Source organism: Streptomyces sp. STR69 (assembly GCF_024519455.1).
Taxonomy (GTDB): Bacteria; Actinomycetota; Actinomycetes; order Streptomycetales; family Streptomycetaceae; genus Streptomyces.
The window spans coordinates 15,923-31,014 of record NZ_JALJRY010000025.1 but is presented as its reverse complement, the minus strand read 5'-3'; the positions used below and the strand labels follow the sequence as shown (position 1 = coordinate 31,014).

Genomic DNA, 15,092 nt, shown 5'->3' with positions numbered 1-15,092 from the left:
AGCGCTAGTCGCGGGCCGCGGTCAGGTGTTCTGCGTGTTCCTGGAGTGAACGCACTCCCACGTCACCGCGGTTGAGGGCGTCGATGCCCTGGACGGCGGCGGCGAGCGCCTGCACCGTCGTCAGGCACGGCACGGACCGGGCCACGGCCGCCGTACGGATCTCGTAGCCGTCGAGACGGCCTCCGGTGCCGTACGGGGTGTTGACGATGAGGTCGACCTCGCCGTCGTGGATGAGCTGGACGATGGTCTTCTCGCCGTTCGGGCCGACGCCCTCGGACTGCTTGCGGACCACCGTCGCGTTGAGGCCGTTGCGCTTGAGGACCTCGGCGGTGCCGGAGGTGGCGAGCAACTCGAAGCCGTGGGCGACCAGTTCGCGCGCCGGGAAGATCATCGAGCGCTTGTCGCGGTTGGCGACCGAGATGAACGCGCGGCCCTTGGTGGGCAACGGGCCGTAGGCGCCCGCCTGGGACTTGGCGTACGCCGTGCCGAAGACGGAGTCGATGCCCATGACCTCGCCGGTGGAGCGCATCTCCGGGCCGAGGACGGTGTCGACGCCCCGCCCGTGGATGTCGCGGAAGCGCGACCACGGCATGACGGCCTCCTTGACGGAGATCGGCGCGTCCAGCGGGAGTTCACCGCCGTCGCCGTGGGTCGGGAGCAGCCCCTCGGCACGGAGTTCGGCAACGGTCGCGCCCAGGGAGATGCGGGCGGCGGCCTTCGCCAGCGGTACCGCGGTCGCCTTCGAGGTGAAGGGGACCGTACGGGACGCGCGCGGGTTGGCCTCCAGGACGTAGAGGATGTCGCCGGCCAGCGCGAACTGGATGTTGATCAGTCCGCGGACGCCGACTCCCTTGGCGATGGCCTCGGTCGAGGTCCGCAGGCGCTTGATGTCGAAGCCGCCCAGGGTGATCGGCGGCAGGGCGCAGGCCGAGTCGCCGGAGTGGATGCCGGCCTCCTCGATGTGCTCCATGACACCGCCGAGGTAGAGCTCCTGGCCGTCGTAGAGCGCGTCGACATCGATCTCGATCGCGTCGTCCAGGAAGCGGTCGACCAGGACCGGCCGCGAGGGGCTGATCTCGGTCGACTCGGCGATGTAGGACTCCAGGCGGGTCTCGTCGTAGACGATCTCCATGCCGCGTCCGCCGAGGACGTAGGAGGGGCGGACGAGGACCGGGTAGCCGATCTCGTCGGCGATGGCCTTGGCGCCGACGAAGGTGGTCGCGGTGCCGTGCTTGGGGGCGGGCAGGCCCGCCTCCGCGAGGACCTGGCCGAAGGCGCCGCGGTCCTCGGCGGCGTGGATCGCCTCGGGCGGGGTGCCGACGATCGGGACGCCGTTGTCCTTGAGGGCCTGGGCGAGGCCGAGCGGGGTCTGGCCGCCGAGCTGCACGATCACGCCCGCGACCGGGCCCGCCTGCTGCTCCGCGTGGACGATCTCCAGGACGTCTTCGAGCGTGAGCGGCTCGAAGTACAGGCGGTCGGAGGTGTCGTAGTCCGTGGAGACGGTCTCGGGGTTGCAGTTGACCATCACGGTCTCGTAGCCGGCGTCGCTGAGCGCGAAGGAGGCGTGGACGCAGGAGTAGTCGAACTCGATGCCCTGGCCGATGCGGTTGGGGCCCGACCCCAGGATGATGACCGCGGGCTTCTCGCGCGGGGCGACCTCGTTCTCCTCGTCGTAGGACGAGTAGAAGTACGGGGTCTTCGCGGCGAACTCGGCGGCGCAGGTGTCGACCGTCTTGTAGACCGGGCGGATGCCGAGCGCGTGCCGCACCTCGCGGACGACGTCCTCGCGCAGGCCGCGGATCTCGCCGATCTGCTGGTCGGAGAAGCCGTGCCGCTTGGCCTCGGCGAGCAGTTCGGGGTCGAGTTTGGCGGCGGCGGCCAGCTCGTCCGCGATCTCCTTGATGAGGAAGAGCTGGTCGACGAACCAGGGGTCGATCTTCGTGTACTCGAAGACCTCCTCCTGGGTGGCGCCCGCGCGGATGGCCTGCATGACCGTGTTGATCCGACCGTCGGTGGGCCGTACGGCCTCTTCGAGGAGCTGGGTCCTGTCGCCGGGCTCGCCGACGAACGTGAACTGGCTGCCCTTCTTCTCCAGGGAGCGCAGTGCCTTCTGGAAGGCCTCGGTGAAGTTGCGGCCGATGGCCATGGCCTCGCCGACCGACTTCATGGTGGTGGTCAGGGTCGAGTCGGCGCTCGGGAACTTCTCGAAGGCGAAACGCGGGGCCTTCACGACCACGTAGTCGAGGGTCGGCTCGAAGGAGGCCGGGGTCTCGCGCGTGATGTCGTTCGGGATCTCGTCGAGGGTGTAGCCGACGGCCAGCTTCGCGGCGATCTTGGCGATGGGGAAGCCGGTCGCCTTGGAGGCGAGGGCCGAGGAACGGGACACGCGCGGGTTCATCTCGATGACGATCACCCGGCCGTCGACCGGGTCGATCGCGAACTGGATGTTGCAGCCGCCGGTGTCGACGCCGACCTCGCGGATGATCGCGATGCCGATGTCCCGCAGGTTCTGGTACTCGCGGTCGGTCAGCGTCATCGCCGGGGCGACGGTGATCGAGTCACCGGTGTGCACGCCCATGGGGTCGAAGTTCTCGATGGAGCAGACGACCACGACGTTGTCGTTCTTGTCGCGCATCAGCTCCAGCTCGTACTCCTTCCAGCCGAGGATGGACTCCTCCAGGAGGACCTCGGTGGTGGGAGACAGGGTGAGGCCCTGGCCGGCGATGCGGCGCAGCTCCTCCTCGTCGTGCGCGAAGCCGGAGCCCGCGCCGCCCATGGTGAAGGAGGGGCGGACGACGACCGGGTAGCCGCCGAGCGTCTCGACGCCTCCGATGACGTCGTCCATGGAGTGGCAGATCACCGAGCGGGCGGACTCGCCGTGGCCGATCTTCCGGCGGACGGCCTCGACGACGCCCTTGAAGAGGTCGCGGTCCTCGCCCTTGTTGATGGCCTCGACGTTGGCGCCGATCAGTTCGACGCCGTACTTCTCCAGGGTGCCCGCCTCGTGCAGCGAGATGGCGGTGTTGAGGGCCGTCTGACCGCCCAGGGTGGGCAGCAGCGCGTCCGGGCGCTCCTTGGCGATGATCTTCTCGACGAAGTCCGGGGTGATCGGCTCGACGTAGGTGGCGTCGGCGATCTCCGGGTCGGTCATGATCGTCGCCGGGTTGGAGTTGACCAGGATGACGCGCAGGCCCTCGGCGCGCAGGATGCGGCAGGCCTGGGTGCCGGAGTAGTCGAACTCGGCGGCCTGGCCGATGACGATCGGGCCGGAGCCGATGACCAGGACGGACTGGATATCGGAGCGCTTAGGCACGCTGGCCCTCCATGAGAACTGTGTCCATCAAAGACGTGAAGCGGTCGAACAGATAGGCGGCGTCGTGCGGGCCCGCTGCCGCTTCGGGGTGGTACTGGACGCTGAACGCCGGTCGGTCGAGCAGCCGCAGTCCCTCGACGACCTGGTCGTTCAGGCAGACGTGCGAGACCTCGGCGCGGCCGTAGGGGGTCTCGGAGACCTTGTCGAGGGGCGCGTCGACGGCGAAGCCGTGGTTGTGTGCGGTGACCTCGACCTTGCCCGTCGTACGGTCCTGCACGGGCTGGTTGATGCCCCGGTGGCCGTACTTCAGCTTGTAGGTGCCGAAGCCGAGCGCACGGCCGAGGATCTGGTTGCCGAAGCAGATGCCGAAGAGCGGGGTGCCGCGCTCCAGGACGGCCTGCATGACGGCGACCGGGTGGTCGGCGGTGGCGGGGTCGCCCGGGCCGTTGGAGAAGAACACGCCGTCGGGCCGGACCGCGTAGACGTCCTCCACGGTCGCGGTGGCCGGGAGCACGTGCACCTCGATGCCGCGCTCGGCCATGCGGTGCGGGGTCATGCCCTTGATGCCGAGGTCGACGGCGGCGACGGTGTACTTCTTCTCGCCGATCGCGGGGACGACGTACGCCTCCTTGGTGGCGACCTCGGCGGAGAGGTCCGCGCCCGCCATCTCGGGGGCCTGTCGCACCTCGGCCAGCATGGTCCCGTCGTCGGGCAGCGCGTTGCCGGAGAAGATGCCGACGCGCATCGCGCCGCGCTCGCGCAGATGACGGGTCAACGCGCGCGTGTCGATGCCGGAGATCCCGACGACGCCCTGGTTGCGCAGTTCCTCGTCCAGGGAGCGGCGGGAGCGCCAGTTGGACGGCACGCGCGCGGGGTCGCGCACCACGTAACCGGCGACCCAGATGCGGGCCGACTCGGGGTCCTCGTCGTTGACGCCGGTGTTGCCGACGTGCGGGGCGGTCATCACGACGACCTGGCGGTGGTACGACGGGTCGGTCAGGGTCTCCTGGTAGCCGGTCATGCCGGTGGAGAACACGGCCTCGCCGAAGGTCACCCCCACGGACCCGTAGGCACGGCCGCGGAAGATCCGGCCGTCCTCCAGGACGAGTACGGCGGGAACCTTGTCGGCTCCCCTGGTGGAGGTGGTCATCGTGCGCCTTCCGTGTCGGTCGTTTCGAGACTCTTGTTGATCATGCTGTTCAGGGTGTCGACCCACTCCGTGTGCTCGGCCGCGTGGTCCGAACGGAACCCGGAGTCGATCAGCCGGTCGCCGTGCGCCCATGTCACGACCAGGAGACCGCCCTCGCTGAGCACCTTCCCGGCGATGCCCTTGCCGAGCAGTGCCTCGCGCAGCGCCCCGGCCGGGATGAAGAAGTCGGTGGCTCCCGGTCGTACGACGTCCAGTCCCGCGTCCGTCAGTGTGAGCTCGACCCGGCTTCGGGTGCCCAGGCCGTGCGCCACGATGCGGTCGAGCCACTGCCCGGCGGTGGTGGAGCCGTGGTAGCGGCCGCTCATCGTCAGTTTCGCCGGACCGGGGTCGGACGGCGCGTCGGGCAGCTCGGGCAGGTCGCCCTGGAGGGTGCCGCGCCACTTCCAGCCCTCGCGCATCAGCCAGTAGACGAGCGCGATGAACAGGGCGAGCCCGACGAGCCAGCCGATACGCGCGGCCCAGTCGGTCACCGGGGCGGACTTCTCCCCGGCCGCGAGGTGGGTCAGTTGCAGTGGTGTCACGTGAGCTTCCCGTCGACGAGCGTGGCCTTGCCCCGGAGCCAGGTGTGCGTCACACGGCCCGGCAGCTCACGCCCCTCGTACGGGGTGTTGCGACTGCGCGAAGCGAAGCCCGCGGGGTCCACCGACCCACGGTATTCCGTGTCGACGAGCGTGAGGTTGGCGGGCTCACCAGCCGAGACGGGACGGCCGTGCCCCACCGCCCGCCCGATCTCGGCGGGCTTGACGGACATGCGCTCGGCGACCCCGGCCCAGGTGAGGAGCCCGGTGTCCACCATGGTCTCCTGCACCACTGACAACGCGGTCTCCAGGCCGACCATCCCCATGGCGGCGGCGGCCCACTCGCAGTCCTTGTCCTCGTGCGGGTGCGGGGCGTGGTCCGTGGCCACGATGTCGATCGTGCCGTCGGCGAGCGCCTCGCGCAGGGCCAGCACATCGCGCTCGGTGCGCAGCGGCGGGTTGACCTTGAAGACGGGGTTGTAGGAGCGCACCAGCTCATCCGTGAGGAGGAGGTGGTGCGGGGTGACCTCGGCGGTGACGTCGATGCCCCGGGACTTGGCCCAGCGGACGATCTCGACGGACCCGGCGGTCGAGAGGTGGCAGATGTGGACGCGGGAGCCGACGTGCTCGGCGAGCAGGACGTCCCGGGCGATGATCGATTCCTCGGCCACCGCCGGCCAGCCCCCGAGCCCGAGTTCGGCCGAGACGACGCCCTCGTTCATCTGGGCGCCCTCGGTGAGGCGGGGTTCCTGCGCGTGCTGCGCGACGACTCCCCCGAAGGCCTTCACGTACTCCAGGGCACGGCGCATGATCACCGCGTCGTCGACGCACTTGCCGTCGTCGGAGAAGACGGTGACCCCGGCGGCCGACTCGTGCATGGCGCCCAGCTCGGCGAGCTTCTTGCCCTCCAGGCCGACCGTGACGGCGCCGATGGGCTGCACATCGCAGTAGCCGTGCTCCTGGCCGAGCCGGTAGACCTGCTCGACGACGCCGGCGGTGTCGGCGACGGGGAAGGTGTTGGCCATGGCGAACACGGCCGTGTAGCCACCGCTCGCGGCGGCCCGCGTGCCGGTCAGGACGGTCTCGGAGTCCTCACGGCCGGGCTCGCGCAGGTGGGTGTGCAGGTCGACAAGGCCAGGGAGGAGGACCTTCCCCTCCGCCTCGACGATCTCGGCGCCCTCGGCACTCAGCCCGACGCCCACGGCCGCGATCTGCGAACCGTCGATCAGCACGTCCTGCGGCTCGCCGCCGAGGATCTTCGCACCACGGATCAGGATCTTGCTCATGTGACTTACTTCTCCTCGATGCGGGCGTGGCTGACGGCGGGTTCGTTGCCGCCCAGAAGCAGATAGAGCACGGCCATCCGGATGGAGACTCCGTTTGCGACCTGCTCGACGACGGTGCAGCGGTCCGAGTCGGCGACCTCTGCGGTGATCTCCATGCCCCGGACCATCGGCCCCGGGTGCATCACGATCGCGTGCTCGGGCATCTTCGCCATGCGGTCGCCGTCGAGGCCGTAGCGCCGCGAGTACTCGCGCTCGGTCGGGAAGAACGCCGCGTTCATGCGCTCGCGCTGCACGCGCAGCAGCATCACCGCGTCGGACTTGGAGAGCGTGCTGTCGAGGTCGTACGAGACCTCGCAGGGCCAGGCCTCGACGCCGACCGGCACCAGGGTGGGCGGGGCGACGAGGGTGACCTCGGCGCCGAGGGTGTGCAGCAGGTCGACGTTCGAGCGGGCGACGCGGCTGTGCAGGATGTCGCCGACGAGCGTGATCCGCTTGCCGGCCAGGTCCTGCCCGAGCCCGGCGTCCCGGCCGACGAGCCGGCGGCGCATGGTGAACGCGTCGAGCAGGGCCTGCGTCGGGTGCTGGTGGGTGCCGTCCCCTGCGTTGATGACGGCGGCGTCGATCCACCCGGAGGTGGCGAGCCGGTACGGCGCTCCGGAGGCGCCGTGCCGGATGACGACCGCGTCGACGCCCATGGCCTCCAGGGTCTGCGCGGTGTCCTTCAGGGACTCGCCCTTGGAGACGCTCGACCCCTTGGCGGTGAAGTTGATGACGTCGGCGGAGAGGCGCTTCTCGGCGGCTTCGAAGGAGATACGCGTGCGCGTGGAGTCCTCGAAGAAGAGGTTGACGACGGTACGGCCGCGCAGGGTCGGCAGTTTCTTGATCGGCCGGTCGGCGACCCGGGCCATCTCCTCGGCGGTGTCGAGGATCAGGACGGCGTCGTCGCGGGAGAGGTCGGCGGCCGAGATGAGATGACGCTGCATCTGTCAGGCTCCGTAAGGCAGTTCGCGAAAGAGGGAGATTCCGGGCAGACGGGGACACGCCGAACCGGCGAGCGCCCCTCGGCCCGCTACGGGGTCTGCTTGGCGCCGAGCAGCACGGTGTCGCGACCGTCCTCCTCGGCGAGCTGGACCTTGACCGTCTCCCGCAGCGACGTGGGGAGGTTCTTGCCGACGTAGTCGGCGCGGATGGGCAGTTCGCGGTGGCCTCTGTCGACCAGGACCGCGAGCTGCACCGCGCGGGGGCGCCCGATGTCGTTCAGGGCGTCCAGGGCGGCGCGGATGGTGCGGCCGGAGAAGAGCACGTCGTCGACGAGGACGACGAGGCGGCCGTCGATGCCGTCACCGGGGATGTCGGTGCGGGCCAGCGCACGCGGTGGGTGCATGCGCAGGTCGTCGCGGTACATCGTGATGTCGAGGGAGCCGACCGGGATCTTGCGGTCGGTGATCTCTTCGAGCTTGACGGCGAGCCGCTGGGCGAGGAAGACGCCCCGGGTCGGAATGCCGAGGAGCACCACGTCGTCGGCGCCCTTGGCGCGCTCGACGATCTCGTGGGCGATGCGGGTCAGGACCCGCGCGATGTCGGGGGCTTCGAGAACCGGCCGGGCATCGGACTCGTACTGCTGGGTGTCCATAAGAAACGGACCTCCTTCTCCGCCTCACGGGACGGACCTTAAAGGACGTCGGATTTGCGCCATCCACGGTAGCAGGCCGGGACGACACCCCTGATCACCCCTATGGAGTATTCGGCCACCGCTACCACGGAAGACCCGGTGCGGACCATTCGGCTTGACGCGGAAGTGTAACGCTGCGTAACCTCACAGTGAGTTACCAGCCGCGCGGCACGGAACCACTGTTGCCGCGTAGACCCAGTGTCCGGGGAGCTATATGTCCAGCGAATACGCCAAACAGCTCGGGGCCAAGCTCCGGGCCATCCGCACCCAGCAGGGCCTTTCCCTCCACGGTGTCGAGGAGAAGTCCCAGGGACGCTGGAAGGCGGTCGTGGTCGGGTCGTACGAGCGCGGCGACCGTGCCGTCACCGTGCAGCGCCTTGCCGAGCTGGCGGACTTCTACGGGGTTCCGGTGCAGGAGTTGCTGCCGGGCACCACGCCGGGCGGGGCCGCCGAGCCGCCGCCGAAGCTGGTGCTGGACCTGGAGCGGCTTGCCCACGTGCCCGCCGAGAAGGCCGGCCCGCTGCAGCGGTACGCCGCCACGATCCAGTCCCAGCGCGGTGACTACAACGGCAAGGTGCTCTCGATCCGCCAGGACGACCTGCGCACACTCGCCGTCATCTACGACCAGTCGCCCTCGGTCCTCACCGAGCAGCTGATCAGCTGGGGCGTGCTGGACGCGGACGCGCGTCGCGCGGTCTCCCACGAGGAGAACTGAGCCGCTCCCCGTCTCAGCAGAAACGTGCCGCCGGGGTGGCCGGAACTTCACGGTTCCGGCCACCCCGGCGGCTTTCTGCGCCCCTCAGGGGTCACGGACGCACCGATACGCCAGGGGGCCCGCAGCAGTCACGCTGCGGGCCCCCTGGCGATGCCGTACCTCTTTACGCCTCGTCCCGGCGCAACGAGGGCTTCAGGTCCTTGAAGCGGCCCAGCAGGCCGTTGACGAACGAGGGCGACTCGTCCGTGGAGAACTCCTTGGCCAGCTGCACCATCTCGTCGAGGACGACGGCGTCCGGGGTCTCGTCGACCCAGATCAGCTCGTAGGCGCCGAGGCGCAGGATGTTGCGGTCCACCACGGGCATGCGGTCCAGCGTCCAGCCGACCGAGTACTGCGCGATCAGCTCGTCGATGCGGCGCGCGTGCTGCGCGTACCCCTCGACCAGCTCCATCGTGTACTCGCTGACCGGCGGCTGCCGGGTGTCGTCCCGGGAGAGCCGGATCCAGTCCGCGAGGACCGTGGTGACGCCGACTCCGCGCTGGTCGCCCTCGAAGAGGATCTGGAAGGCGCGCTTGCGGGCCGTGTTGCGGGCAGCCACGGTTAGCTGTTCACCCGGCCGAGGTAGTCGCTGGAGCGGGTGTCGACCTTGATCTTCTCACCGGTGGTGATGAAGAGCGGGACCTGGATCTGGTAGCCGGTCTCCAGGGTGGCGGGCTTGGTGCCACCGGTGGAGCGGTCGCCCTGGACGCCGGGCTCGGTCTCCTGGATGGTCAGCTCGACGGCGGCCGGCAGCTCGACGAAGAGCACCTCGCCCTCGTGCTGCGCGACCGTGGCGGTGAAGCCCTCGATCAGGAAGTTGGCGGCGTCGCCGACGGCCTTGCGGTCGACCATGAGCTGGTCGTAGGTCTCCATGTCCATGAAGACGAAGTACTCGCCGTCCATGTACGAGAACTGCATGTCGCGCTTGTCGACAGTGGCCGTCTCGACCTTGACGCCGGCGTTGAACGTCTTGTCGACGACCTTGCCGGAGAGCACGTTCTTGAGCTTGGTGCGCACGAAGGCAGGGCCCTTGCCGGGCTTGACGTGCTGGAACTCGACGACGGACCAGAGCTGGCCCCCGTCGAGCTTGAGCACCAGGCCGTTCTTGAGGTCGTTCGTGGAAGCCACGGTTGCGGAATCTCCTGGACTGACGTGGACGACCACGGGGCCCGCGCACAGCTCGAAAGCTAGAGCGCGAGCAGTTCCTTGGTCGTGATGGTGAGTAGCTCGGGTCCGCCGTCCGCCTCAGGGCGTACGACGAGCGTGTCATCGATCCGGACACCGCCCCGGCCCGGGAGGTGGACCCCCGGTTCGACGGTGACCGGCACGCAAGCGTCCAGTTTACCCATGGCCGCGGGGGCCAGCTGCGGCTCCTCGTCGATTTCGAGCCCGACACCGTGGCCGGTGAGGGCTGCGAGGCCCTCTGAGTACCCCGCGGAGTCCAGCACCTGACGTGCCGCACGGTCCACATCGCGGTAGGCGGCACCGGGCGCCAGCGACTCCCGTGCAGCGCGCTGGGCGGCGAAGACGAGGTCGTACAGCTCGATCTGCCAGTCGGCGGGCGAGGTCCCGATGACGAACGTACGGCCGATCTCACAGCGATATCCGCGATAGGTGGCACCGAGGCAGACAGAAAGGAAATCTCCCTCCTCGACCCGGCGGTCGGTCGGCCGGTGGCCGCGCCGGCCGGAGTGCAGGCCGGTGGCGACGGAGGTGGCGAAAGCGGGGCCGTCCGCGCCGTGGTCGACGAGCCGTCGCTCCAGTTCGAGGGCGAGATGGCGTTCGGTGCGGCCGACGAGGATCGACTCCAGCAGCTCACCGAGGGCCTGGTCGGCGATCTCGGCGGCGATTCTCAGACAGGAGATCTCCTCCTCGTCCTTGATGACCCGCAGCTGCTCCGCCGCGCCGCCGATGTCGGTGAGGCGGAGCGCGGGGGCGACCGAGCGGAGGGCTCGGTGGCGGGTCACGGTGAGGTGGTGTTCTTCTACGGCCATGGATTCGGCGCCGGTCGCTGACGCCAGGTCTGCGGCGGCTACGGCGGGGTCGCCGCCGGGGCCGGGGAGGCTGTGGATGCGCAGGGTCTCGTCCGGGCGGCCTTCACCTCCGGCCGGGCGCTCGTCGATTGGGCCGGCGCAGACCAGCATGTCTTCCCGCTTTCCCAGCAGCAGGACGGTGCCCTGCGGGGCGGGGCCGGCGAGGTAGCGCACGTTGGCTGGGTTGGTGACCAGCGCGGACTGGCTGCCGCCGGCTTGGGCTCGTTCCCTCAGCCTGGCTCTGCGGGCTGCGTAGACCTCTGACATGAGATGAGCGTAGGAGCGGTGGCCGGATTGTGCCGGTTGGAAGAGTGCCGTTCGGGGGACCGAGCATGAGTTTCGGCTGCAGGTCCGCGGGGGCTGGTCGCGCAGTTCCCCGCGCCCCTAAAAGCGACAAGTCCCGTTGGTCACCAGCTCGGCGGGCTTGCTATCGACCTCGCCAGCACGTCGTTCAGGACCTGGGCCGTCTGCTGTACGTCCATCTGGGAGTTGTCGATGATCGGGAGGCCCGAGCCGTACCAGCCCGCCATGCGGCCGTGGATGCGGGCGACCTCCTCGTCGGTGAGGCGGCGGTTGCCGGAGCGTTCGGCGTTGCGTTCCAGGACTATTTCCAGGCCCGGGAGGAGAACGACCGGGAGGAGGCCGGGGCCCACGTGGCGCTTCCAGCCGCCGAGGCCGACGACCGGGCGGTCCGGGAAGACCGCGTCGTCGAGGATGCAGGAGATGCCGTTGGCGAGGAAGTTGCGGGCGGCGAAGCCGCAGGTGCGGCGGGCCAGGCGGTACTGGGCCTCGGAGTGGTCGTTCCAGCCGGACTGGGGGTCGGCGAAACCGGAGCGGACCCACTCGCGGACGTCGTCGAGGCTGATGTGGGCGGTGGGGACCCGGCGGTGGTCCGCCCAGTACTTGGCGACGCTCGTCTTGCCCGCGCCGGCGGGGCCGATGAGCAGCACCGCGAGGGTGGTGGAGGCCGGGTCGGGGGCGGCCTGCGCGGGGGGCGCGCTCGGCATGGCCACGGGGCCGCCTGGCGGCAGTTGGACATGGCCGGTGGTGTCCGGGGCGTGGCGCGGGATCGTGTACGGCATCGGCGGGGCGGGTGGTGGTGGGGGCACGGGGCCCGGATGGTGCGGGCCCGGGTGCTGTCCCGTCGGCATCCAACCGGTGGCCGGTCCCTGCCCCGGCTGGTGGGGCGGCGGCAGCGGAGACCCCACTGCGTGCTGCATCCGGTGCCACTCCATCTCGTACGGACTATTGGCGCTGGCAGCAGGCCCGAACCCCGCTCCCTACCGAACGGTACCTTCCCCGGCCGCCATTTGGTGAACGGCCGGGGAGGGGCCGAAGTGCCCATCCCCGCAAGGCAAATCGGGTGGATGGGGCTTGGCGGGACTTAGTCGCCCACTTCGCCGTATGCGGCGAGGAGGACGGCCGGGTCGGGGCCCTCCAGGACCGTGGGCTTGGCGAGGCCGTCGAGGACGATGAAGCGGAGCAGGTCACCGCGGGACTTCTTGTCGACCTTCATGGTCTCCAGGAGCTTGGGCCACTGGTCGTAGCGGTAGCTGAGCGGGAGACCGACGGATTCGAGGACCGTGCGGTGGCGGTCGGCCGTCGCGTCGTCCAACCGGCCCGCGAGACGGCCCAGTTCGGCCGCGAAGTGCATGCCTACGGCCACTGCGGCGCCGTGCCGCCACTTGTAGCGCTCGTTCTTCTCGATGGCGTGCGCGAGGGTGTGGCCGTAGTTGAGGATCTCGCGCAGGCCCGACTCCTTGAGGTCGGCGGAGACGACCTCGGCCTTGACCTTGATGGAGCGTTCGATGAGCTCGGCGGTGTGGGGACCTGCCGGGGTGCGGGCGGACTCCGGGTCGGACTCGATGAGTTCGAGGATCACCGGGTCGGCGATGAAGCCGGCCTTGATGATCTCGGCGAGCCCGGAGACGTAGTCGTTGACCGGGAGGGAGTCGAGCGCGGCGAGGTCGCAGAGCACGCCGGCCGGCGGGTGGAAGGAGCCGACCAGGTTCTTGCCCTCGGCGGTGTTGATGCCGGTCTTGCCGCCGACGGCCGCGTCCACCATGGCGAGCACGGTGGTCGGGACGGCGATCCAGCGGACCCCGCGCAGCCAGGTCGCGGCGACGAATCCGGCCAGGTCGGTGGTGGAGCCGCCGCCGACGCCCACGATGACGTCGGAGCGGGTGAACCCGGACTGGCCGAGCGCCTTCCAGCAGTAGGCGGCGACCTCGGCGGTCTTGGCCTCCTCCGCGTTGGGCACCTGGATGGCGACGGCCTCGAAGCCCTGTCCGGCCAGGTCGGCGCGGAGCGCGTCACCGGTCTCGGCGAGCGCCTCGGGGTGGATGACGGCGACCCGCTTGGCCTTGTCGCCGACCAACCCGCCCAGTTCGCCCAGGAGTTGGCGGCCCACCAGGACCTCGTACGGGTCGCTGCCCGCCGTGCCGCCGACCTGGATCCGCGTCACTGACTCGCTCATGCTTCCTTCAACTCCAGTGCGTCCAGGACGGCTTGGGTGACCTCTTCGGGGGTGCGGCCGTCGGTGGGTACGACGGCCTGCGCTACCTCGGCGTACAAGTGGCGCCTGGCTTCCATCAGTTCGCGCCACTGCTTGCGCGGGTTGATGGTCAGCAGCGGGCGGGCCACGTTGAGGCCGGTGCGCTTGACGGCTTCGTCCACGTCCATGGAGAGGTAGACGACCCGGTGTGTCGCGAGCAGCGCGCGGGTGTCCTCGTCGAGGATCGAGCCGCCGCCGAGCGCCAGGACGCCGTCGTGCCCGGTGAGTGCCTGGTGCACGGCGCGCTTCTCGATGGCGCGGAAGACGGGCTCGCCCTCGTCGACGAAGATCTCGGCGATGGTGCGGCCCTCGGCGGCCACGATGTCGTCGTCGGTGTCCCGGTAGCCGACAGCGAGCCGCTCGGCCAGCTGCTGTCCGACCGTCGACTTGCCGACCCCCATCGGGCCGACGAGGACGACCAGTGGTGCTGCGGTCACCGGATGGCCAGGTTTTCGAGGTAGGAGCGGACATTGCGGCGGGTCTCGGGCACCGAGTCGCCGCCGAACTTCTCGGCCACCGCGTCCGCGAGGACGAGGGCGACCATCGCCTCGGCGACGATGCCTGCGGCCGGGACCGCGGAGACGTCGGAGCGCTGGTGGTGGGCCTGCGTGGCCTCACCGGTGACCACGTCGACGGTCTGCAGGGCGCGCGGTACGGTCGCGATCGGCTTCATCGCGGCGCGCACCCGCAGCAGTTCGCCCGTGGACAGCCCGCCCTCGGTGCCGCCGGAACGGCCGGAGACGCGCCGGATGCCCTCGTCGGTCTTCACGATCTCGTCGTGTGCCTGCGAGCCCGGTACGCGCGCCAGCTCGAAGCCGTCGCCGATCTCGACGCCCTTGATGGCCTGGATGCCCATGAGGGCGCCGGCCAGCCGGGCGTCCAGCTTGCGGTCCCAGTGCACATGCGAGCCGAGGCCGACGGGGACGCCGTAGGCCAGGATCTCGACCACACCGCCCAGGGTGTCGCCGTCCTTGTGGGCCTGGTCGATCTCCGCGACCATCGCCTTCGACGCGTCCGCGTCCAGGCAGCGCACGGGGTCGGCGTCCAGCTTCTCGACGTCCGCCGGGGTGGGGTACACGCCCTGCGGGGCCCTGGCGGAGGCCAGCTCGACGACGTGCGAGACGACCTCGATGCCGGCCGTCTCCTTGATGTACGACCGGGCCACCGCGCCCAGCGCGACCCGTGCCGCGGTCTCCCGCGCGGAGGCGCGCTCCAGGATCGGGCGGGCCTCGTCGAAGCCGTACTTCTGCATACCGGCGAGGTCGGCGTGACCGGGGCGCGGGCGGGTCAGCGGGGCGTTGCGGGCCAGTCCGGCGAGGATCTCCGGGTCAATGGGGTCGGCCGCCATCACCTGCTCCCACTTGGGCCACTCGGTGTTGCCGACCATGATGGCGACCGGGGAACCGAGGGTGAGGCCGTGACGGACGCCACCGAGGAAGGTGACCTCGTCGCGCTCGAACTTCATGCGGGCGCCGCGTCCGTAGCCGAGTCGGCGCCGCGCAAGGTGGTCCGCCACCATCTCCGTGGTGATCGGGACACCGGCGGGAAGACCCTCCAGCGTCGCCACGAGTGCGGGGCCGTGGGACTCCCCTGCGGTCAGCCAGCGCAACCTGCTCAACGGTGCTCCTCTGCTCGCGCCCTGGTACTGCCCTGCGTACGCGTGTCCTCGCGTACGGCGTCGGCGTGACCGGGTGCGCGGCCCTGGCCCGCCGCCCCCGATCCTCCCACGTCCGGCACACCGACCCGGCCGAC

Annotated in this window: 14 protein-coding genes; 1 reads left to right on the top strand and 13 read right to left on the bottom strand. The window is 70.2% G+C overall.

Annotation, left to right across the window (positions count from 1 at the left end):
• Nucleotides 1–4 precede the first annotated feature (4 nt).
• The 6 genes from carB to pyrR all read right to left on the bottom strand — a co-directional run bounded on the left by carB (nucleotide 5) and on the right by pyrR (nucleotide 7,960).
• On the bottom strand, nucleotides 5–3,313 hold the full coding sequence (gene carB, locus OC490_RS36295) for a carbamoyl-phosphate synthase large subunit (RefSeq protein WP_262062302.1): 3,309 nt from the start codon (nucleotides 3,311–3,313) through the stop codon (nucleotides 5–7).
• Nucleotides 3,306–4,463 (bottom strand): glutamine-hydrolyzing carbamoyl-phosphate synthase small subunit, encoded by a 1,158-nt coding sequence (carA, locus tag OC490_RS36290; RefSeq protein WP_262062301.1) that lies wholly within the window; start codon nucleotides 4,461–4,463, stop codon nucleotides 3,306–3,308. Before carA ends, carB begins: the two co-directional genes overlap by 8 nt.
• On the bottom strand, nucleotides 4,460–5,044 hold the full coding sequence (locus OC490_RS36285; protein ID WP_262062300.1) for a hypothetical protein: 585 nt from the start codon (nucleotides 5,042–5,044) through the stop codon (nucleotides 4,460–4,462). Before OC490_RS36285 ends, carA begins: the two co-directional genes overlap by 4 nt.
• Nucleotides 5,041–6,327: a dihydroorotase gene (locus OC490_RS36280; RefSeq protein WP_262062299.1), complete on the bottom strand. Its 1,287-nt coding sequence runs from the start codon at nucleotides 6,325–6,327 to the stop codon at nucleotides 5,041–5,043. Before OC490_RS36280 ends, OC490_RS36285 begins: the two co-directional genes overlap by 4 nt.
• 5 nt (nucleotides 6,328–6,332) lie before the next feature.
• On the bottom strand, nucleotides 6,333–7,310 hold the full coding sequence (locus tag OC490_RS36275) for an aspartate carbamoyltransferase catalytic subunit (RefSeq protein WP_200685905.1): 978 nt from the start codon (nucleotides 7,308–7,310) through the stop codon (nucleotides 6,333–6,335).
• An 86-nt stretch (nucleotides 7,311–7,396) separates the two neighbouring features.
• The gene (gene pyrR / locus OC490_RS36270) at nucleotides 7,397–7,960 is read right to left on the bottom strand and encodes a bifunctional pyr operon transcriptional regulator/uracil phosphoribosyltransferase PyrR (RefSeq protein ID WP_019066396.1); all 564 of its coding nucleotides are present in this window, start codon (nucleotides 7,958–7,960) and stop codon (nucleotides 7,397–7,399) included.
• A gap of 253 nt (nucleotides 7,961–8,213) precedes the next feature.
• Between pyrR and bldD the strand changes: the two genes are divergently transcribed.
• Entirely contained in the window at nucleotides 8,214–8,714 is a 501-nt protein-coding gene (bldD, locus tag OC490_RS36265) for a transcriptional regulator BldD (protein ID WP_019059743.1), read from the top strand.
• Between the two features lie 163 nt (nucleotides 8,715–8,877).
• Here the strand turns inward: bldD and nusB are convergent, their stop codons facing one another.
• From nusB to aroC, 7 genes are all read right to left on the bottom strand, one after another.
• On the bottom strand, nucleotides 8,878–9,312 hold the full coding sequence (nusB, locus tag OC490_RS36260; RefSeq protein ID WP_200712616.1) for a transcription antitermination factor NusB: 435 nt from the start codon (nucleotides 9,310–9,312) through the stop codon (nucleotides 8,878–8,880).
• 2 nt (nucleotides 9,313–9,314) lie between these two features.
• Nucleotides 9,315–9,881, bottom strand: coding sequence for an elongation factor P (gene efp, locus OC490_RS36255; protein ID WP_043683951.1), 567 nt, complete (start codon nucleotides 9,879–9,881; stop codon nucleotides 9,315–9,317).
• Nucleotides 9,882–9,940: 59 nt separating this feature from the next.
• A complete protein-coding gene (locus tag OC490_RS36250) occupies nucleotides 9,941–11,053 on the bottom strand; it encodes an aminopeptidase P family protein (RefSeq protein ID WP_262062298.1) in 1,113 nt (370 codons plus the stop codon).
• Between the two features lie 140 nt (nucleotides 11,054–11,193).
• Nucleotides 11,194–12,006, bottom strand: a complete 813-nt coding sequence (locus tag OC490_RS36245) for an ATP-binding protein (RefSeq protein WP_262062297.1) — start codon at nucleotides 12,004–12,006, stop codon at nucleotides 11,194–11,196.
• Between the two features lie 164 nt (nucleotides 12,007–12,170).
• Nucleotides 12,171–13,262, bottom strand: a complete 1,092-nt coding sequence (gene aroB / locus OC490_RS36240) for a 3-dehydroquinate synthase (protein WP_200712619.1) — start codon at nucleotides 13,260–13,262, stop codon at nucleotides 12,171–12,173.
• Complete coding sequence (locus tag OC490_RS36235; RefSeq protein WP_262062296.1) at nucleotides 13,259–13,777, bottom strand: shikimate kinase; 519 nt, start codon at nucleotides 13,775–13,777, stop codon at nucleotides 13,259–13,261. The genes aroB and OC490_RS36235 overlap by 4 nt, the downstream gene beginning before the upstream one ends.
• Nucleotides 13,774–14,958, bottom strand: coding sequence for a chorismate synthase (gene aroC, locus OC490_RS36230; protein ID WP_262062295.1), 1,185 nt, complete (start codon nucleotides 14,956–14,958; stop codon nucleotides 13,774–13,776). Before aroC ends, OC490_RS36235 begins: the two co-directional genes overlap by 4 nt.
• Nucleotides 14,959–15,092: the final 134 nt, after the last annotated feature.

Bases quoted from the DNA above. Each gene is read 5' to 3' on its own strand.
- carA (WP_262062301.1), bottom strand. From the start codon at position 4,463: ATGACCACCTCCACCAGGGGAGCCGACAAGGTTCCCGCCGTACTCGTC.
- OC490_RS36280 (WP_262062299.1), bottom strand. From the start codon at position 6,327: ATGAGCAAGATCCTGATCCGTGGTGCGAAGATCCTCGGCGGCGAGCCG.
- OC490_RS36275 (WP_200685905.1), bottom strand. From the start codon at position 7,310: ATGCAGCGTCATCTCATCTCGGCCGCCGACCTCTCCCGCGACGACGCC.
- pyrR (WP_019066396.1), bottom strand. From the start codon at position 7,960: ATGGACACCCAGCAGTACGAGTCCGATGCCCGGCCGGTTCTCGAAGCC.
- bldD (WP_019059743.1), top strand. From the start codon at position 8,214: ATGTCCAGCGAATACGCCAAACAGCTCGGGGCCAAGCTCCGGGCCATC.
- OC490_RS36250 (WP_262062298.1), bottom strand. From the start codon at position 11,053: ATGTCAGAGGTCTACGCAGCCCGCAGAGCCAGGCTGAGGGAACGAGCC.
- OC490_RS36245 (WP_262062297.1), bottom strand. From the start codon at position 12,006: ATGCAGCACGCAGTGGGGTCTCCGCTGCCGCCGCCCCACCAGCCGGGG.
- aroB (WP_200712619.1), bottom strand. From the start codon at position 13,262: ATGAGCGAGTCAGTGACGCGGATCCAGGTCGGCGGCACGGCGGGCAGC.